General features: G+C 73.2%; 5 protein-coding genes. 1 reads left to right on the forward strand and 4 read right to left on the reverse strand.

Annotation, left to right across the window (positions count from 1 at the left end; all coding sequences use genetic code 11):
- Nucleotides 1-4: 4 nt before the first annotated feature.
- The 3 genes from AAG827_RS21985 to AAG827_RS21995 all read right to left on the reverse strand — a co-directional run bounded on the left by AAG827_RS21985 (nucleotide 5) and on the right by AAG827_RS21995 (nucleotide 3,452).
- Nucleotides 5-667, reverse strand: a complete 663-nt coding sequence (locus AAG827_RS21985) for a VC0807 family protein (RefSeq protein WP_341928344.1) — start codon at nucleotides 665-667, stop codon at nucleotides 5-7.
- Between the two features lie 130 nt (nucleotides 668-797).
- Nucleotides 798-2,384 (reverse strand): phospholipase D-like domain-containing protein, encoded by a 1,587-nt coding sequence (locus AAG827_RS21990; RefSeq protein ID WP_341928345.1) that lies wholly within the window; start codon nucleotides 2,382-2,384, stop codon nucleotides 798-800.
- A 144-nt stretch (nucleotides 2,385-2,528) separates the two neighbouring features.
- On the reverse strand, nucleotides 2,529-3,452 hold the full coding sequence (locus AAG827_RS21995) for an ATP-binding protein (protein WP_341928346.1): 924 nt from the start codon (nucleotides 3,450-3,452) through the stop codon (nucleotides 2,529-2,531).
- Between the two features lie 119 nt (nucleotides 3,453-3,571).
- Here AAG827_RS21995 and AAG827_RS22000 point away from each other — a divergent pair, with 119 nt between their 5' ends.
- A complete protein-coding gene (locus AAG827_RS22000; protein WP_341928347.1) occupies nucleotides 3,572-3,931 on the forward strand; it encodes a DUF6578 domain-containing protein in 360 nt (119 codons plus the stop codon).
- On the opposite strand, the gene AAG827_RS22005 is transcribed toward AAG827_RS22000, so the two are convergent.
- Nucleotides 3,912-4,359, reverse strand: a 448-nt coding sequence (locus AAG827_RS22005; protein ID WP_341928348.1) for a hypothetical protein, incomplete at its 5' end; no start/stop codon positions are given. The two genes, AAG827_RS22000 and AAG827_RS22005, sit on opposite strands and share 20 nt — an antisense overlap.

A 4,359-nucleotide genomic window follows, 5' to 3' on the forward strand; every position in this document is an offset into this window, starting at 1 on the left:
GCGCTCAGGCGACGCGGGCGACAGCGGGGCAGAGCAGCCCCTCGTGGCGCGCCACGACGGCGGCGGTGACGATCGTGAGGCCCGCCGCGACCGCGGTGAGGCTCAGCCCGGTGATGCTGTTGGCCAGCACGAACGTCTCCATCGACTGCGTCTGCAGCAGCCACAGGGTGGCGCTCGCCTTGCCGAGGCAGACCAGCGCCCAGACCAGCGTGAGGTCGCGGAAGAGACGTCGGATGCGCGGCCGCACCGAGATCTCGTGGTCCATCGGGTAGAAGTCTCCGGCCAGCCGCGCCACCATCGGCCGCGCACTCGCGAGCGAGAGCAGGAAGGCCGTGGCGACCACGCCGTCGCTGATGATCGGCTGGAGGAAGTAGAAGTAGGTGCTGTCGGCCACGAACGAGACGACCGTGCGTCCGGTCAGCACGATCGCGGTCAGGATCAGCAGCCCCGACGTGCGGCGGTGGGTGACGGCACGCCACGCGATGGCGCCGTAGGCCCACGCGAGGGCGACGAGCATGGCCGTCCAGACCCCCGTGGCCATCAGGCACACGTAGAACAGCGTGGCCGGCACGGCGCAGGCGATCAGCAGGCTCAGCGCGACGCGCTTGACGATGGAGCGGAGGCTGGGCCGGTGGGACGTGTCCGTGTCGAGGTCGGGCTCGGTCACGGTGGTGCTGGTCCCTGGCGGCATGGGGCCTTTCGCGTCGTCGTGGCTGGCTGCTTCCCTCACCGTACGCCGATCGGCGCCGCAGCGTGCTTCCTGAGACGAATCCCACGGCGGGACCCCGCCATCGTGGCTAGAAGGAGTCGCGGCGCCGCAGCGACCTCGGGCGGCCGTCGGGGTCGTGCATCGTGAGGTAGGCCGGGAGGGCCCACGTCCGCTGCCAGCGACCGAGCTCGGGGACCCGGAGGCGCCGCAGTCGACCCGCGGGGCGCTCGCCGCGTCGACCCCCGGCGTGCCAGGCGTCCAGGGCGTCCGCGCTGCGGGAGAACGCGTGGAACATGGCGATCGGGTCGACGCACCGGCTCATCGCCGCAGCGTCGTCCTCCTCCAGGTCGAGGTGCTCGGCCGCCAGCCGCAGCCTGAGCGCGCGGGCGTAGGCGCCGAGGTCGGCCGGGTCGGTGTCCACGACCACCGCCGACAGCTCCGAGTCGTGGGTCCACGACCGGCGGTTGAAGTTGTCGGAGCCGACGCTCGTCCAGGTGTCGTCGATGATGCAGCACTTGGCGTGCACGTAGACCGGCGTGCCCGCGTGGTTCTCGATGCCGAAGACCGCGACCCGGTCGGGTGCGGCCCGGTGCATCTCGGCCATCGCCCGCCGGCGGCCCACCAGCTCGGGCACCCGGGCGGCTCCGGCCAGGTCCGGGTGCAGGGGCACGACGGCCAGCACGTGCAGGTCGGGCTGGTCGCGCAGGGCCCGGACGAAGGCGTCGCCGATGTGACGACCCCAGAGGTACTGGTCCTCGAGGTAGACCAGCGTGCGGGCCTTCCCCAGGGCCTTGCTGTAGCCGCGGGCCACGCTGCGCTCCCCGCCGCGGGCGAACGGGTAGTCCCGCCCCAGCCGGAGGTCGGGGTAGGTGCGGAGCAGCTGGACCGCGTGCGAGGCACCCGGTGGCGACGGTGGCGGGGGTGCCTGCTCGGGCAGCGGGTCGGGGCTGACGTCGAGGCCCAGCACCCGGTCGCGCACCCAGAAGAACGGGCTGCGTGTCAGGGGCGTCGGGTCCTCCCAGCGCTCGCGGAAGACGGTCTCCACGTCGTGCACCGCCGGACCGCTGATCGCCGCCTGGATGTCGTGCCAGGGCGGGGTCTCGCCGTAGTCCTCGGCCATCGTGCCGAGCGCCTGCGGGTCACCGCCGTGGTCGGCGTCGTCGCGCCGCGAGTGGCACAGGTCGATGCCCCCGACGTAGGCGATGTCGCGGGAGGGGTCGTCGCGGTGCCGGATGACCAGCAGCTTCTGGTGGTGCGAGCCGCCGTGGCGCACGCGCATGTCCAGCAGCGCCTCGGCCCCGCGGGACTGGAGCTCCTCGCCGAGGCGGAGGTTCTCCCCCGCCGTGAAGCCCGTCGCCGCGCTGTGCGAGCGCCACACCAGGCCCCGGACGTCCACGCCGCGCTCGTCGGCCCGGGCCAGCACATCGGCGACCTCGCTGCCAGGGCTGCCGTCGAGCCGCTCGTCGGCGTCGCCCTGCCAGTCGGTGAAGACGACGAGGTCGCCCTCGCGCGTCGCCTCGAGGCGCTCGAGCAGCTCGGCGAAGTAGGTGGCGCCGTGCACGAGCGGGCGCACGACGTTGCCCGTCGACCAGGCCTCGTCACCGGGGTGACGGTCGTCGATGCGCGAGTGGGGGTTGCCGCGCTCATGCTGGCGCAGCAGCCAGTCGGTGGACACGGCAGCCGGTCAGACGTGCCGGACGACGTCGAGCTCGTCGCGCTGGCCGAAACGCTCCGTGCACCTATTGGTCCTGGTGCCGGTCACGGTGCTCATCGGGTGCTCCACGCGAGCCAGGCTACGCCGACCTTCTCGGGCCGACCGCTAAGCCGGGAGCGCGAACCAGACCGTGGTGCCGACCGCGTCGCGCTCGGAGCCCCAGCGCTCGGCAAGGGCGTCGACGAGCTGGAGCCCGCGGCCGTGCACCCGCAGCGGGTCGTCGTCCTCGTCGGGCTCGGCCGCGGCATCGTCCCCGGGGCGCCCCTGGTCGCGCACGGTGACCGTCAGCTCCCCCTCGTCGAGGACCACCCGCACCTCGGCTGCGGCATCGGTGTGGATGATCGCGTTGGTGACGAGCTCGGAGAGCAGCAGGACCGCCGTGTCGGTCACGTCGTCGTCCACCGACCAGCTCGCGAGCTGGCTCCGCAGGAAACGGCGGGCGGCGCTCGCGGCACGCGGGTCGGCGTCGACGACCACGTCCCCCACGAGGGCTCGCTCCTCCACCGGCTCGTCGGCGAGCACCTGCTCGCGGCGCACGGCGCCCGCGCGCGCGTCGACCAGCTCAGCGGCCACGTCGGCGGCGACCCGGAGCAGGCCCTCGCGCTGCTCGGTGTCGAAGGGCTGCGCCTGGTCGTAGAAGAGGATCAGTCCGCCCACGGGCGAGCCGGTGCCGGGCAGCGGCAGCACGGCGAGCGCCACGACGCCCTGCTCACGCTGGTGCTCGACCATCCCGGAGAAGCGGCGGTCGAGGGTGTCGAGGTCGCCCAGGATGGGCTCGCCGCTGCTGACGACAGCGGTCAGCGGCACGTCGTCGTAGGCATCGATCAGGCACCACGCGAGCTCGACGTCAGCGTCCCGCTCCTGAGCGGTGAACCGCAGGCGACGCCCACCGCCCTCGGTGAGGGCCACCCCCGCACGACAGCAACCCGGGAGCCGCACGACGCTGGCGAGCACCCGTCGTACGACGTCGTCGAGGTGGGCCGCGTCGGCCCGCTGGCCGGCGGACCCGACACCCCCAGTGACGTCCACGCCCCCAGGGTAGACGTGGCTCAGCCCGGGCACGGGGTGTTCCTCGCCTGACGGACCTGACCGCGAGCGGGAAATCGGTCGCGGTCGGACGGGACGACTGGGATCCTCCGAGGATGCGCGTGAGGGTGTGGGTGGACGCGTGGCACCTGCGGTGCTGCGCGCCCCCGTTCGCGGTGGGCGACCGGGTCGCCTGGCCCTTGGCGACCGACGCCGAGCAGGCCGGCTGGCTCGAGGACGTGCTGGGCGCCGACCTGGCCCGGACGGTCACCTTCACCGAGGACCACCACGACGCGCTGCCCGTCGCGACGCCGGAGACCCACGGTGTCGTGCTGGCGATCACGGCCGCGTCGACCGCGGGCGACGACGCGGCCGCACTGCTGGTGGACGTGCGAGGAGCCGCTGGCGGTGACATGTCGTGTCACGGCCACCGGCTCCTCGGCTACGTCGTCGTGCTGGAGGTCAGCGCACCCGCACCGTGAGGGGGGCGGTGGTGTCGCCGGTGACCGACTCGGAGCCGGGCAGGACCAGGCGGTACTTGAAGGTGCCCCTGCGGGTCTGCTTCGGGAAGGTCACCCGGGTGGAGGTGGCGCCGACCGCGACCGTCTTGACGGTGGTCCACGTGCGGCCCGAGAGCTTCTGGAGCGAGGCTCCGGCGATGCCGCCCTGGTTGACCGTGACGACGTCCGCGGACACGGCGCGGCCCTTGGCCACGGTGGCGGAGGTGCGCCAGCCCTCGATCTCGGTCACACCGACGGGGACGTCGTAGGTCTCGGGGTTGCCGTCGGAGCTGATCGTGCACTTGACCGGCGACTCGATCGGGGCGTTGTGGAAGCTCTCACCGAAGTGGTAGTTGCTGCCCGCGACCTGGACCCAGACCACGGCGTAGTCGGTGACCCCGGCTGGCCAG

The sequence above is a fragment of the Nocardioides psychrotolerans genome, assembly GCF_943371775.1.
Classification (GTDB): Bacteria; Actinomycetota; Actinomycetes; order Propionibacteriales; family Nocardioidaceae; genus Nocardioides; species Nocardioides psychrotolerans_A.